Origin of the sequence: Bowmanella yangjiangensis, assembly GCF_017255015.1 — a bacterium.
In the GTDB taxonomy this organism is placed as follows: Bacteria; Pseudomonadota; Gammaproteobacteria; order Enterobacterales; family Alteromonadaceae; genus Bowmanella; species Bowmanella yangjiangensis.
Window position 1 is genome coordinate 1 of sequence record NZ_JAFKCS010000415.1, and the last position, 682, is coordinate 682.

At 72.1% G+C, this 682-nt stretch carries 1 protein-coding gene; it reads left to right on the forward strand.

Annotation, left to right across the window (positions count from 1 at the left end; translation table 11 throughout):
• Positions 1 to 682 (forward strand): DUF3999 family protein (locus J0A65_RS24885; protein ID WP_206596913.1); only part of this gene is annotated, 682 nt, incomplete at both ends.

A 682-nucleotide genomic window follows, 5' to 3' on the forward strand; every position in this document is an offset into this window, starting at 1 on the left:
CGACGGACAACTGGCCCGCCTGAGCTTCGCCGACGAGCGTATCGAGCAGCGCCAGGTCGAGTTGCCAGGGCAGCGTGCCCGCTACCTGCGCCTGCTCTGGCAGAGCCCGCTGCCGGCCCCGCAGCTGCAGAGCGTGACGCTGCGCAGTCGCCGCCAGGACCAGCAGCCGGCGCCGCTGGTGTGGTCCGAGCCCCTGGCGGCCCGCGCTAGCAGCGATGGGCGCTTCCAGTGGCAGCTGCCACTGACGTTGCCGTTGCAGCGCCTGCGCGTCGCTCTGGAGCAGGACAACACGTTGGCCCCCGTGCGCTTCGAATCACGCACCGGCGACCAGGGAGGCTGGCAGCCGCTGGCCAATGCCGTGCTCTATCGCCTCCCCGAGGGCGGGCGCGAGGTGCTCAACGATGAGCTGAGCCTGCCGGGCTGGCCGCTGCGCCAGCTGCGCATGCAGCTGGACCCGCGTGGCGGCGGCCTTGGCCAGGACAGCGTGGCCATCCAGGTGGCGCTGCGTGCCACGCGGCTGGTGTTTCTGGCCCGTGGCGAGCCGCCCTACGTGCTCGCACTGGGCAATACGCATGCGCAGTCGGCGGCGCTGCCGTTGCACACCCTGATCCCCGGTTACCAGGCAGAGCGCCTGAGCCGTCTCGGTCGGGCGGAGCTGGCTGAACCGCTGCTCGCCGCTGCC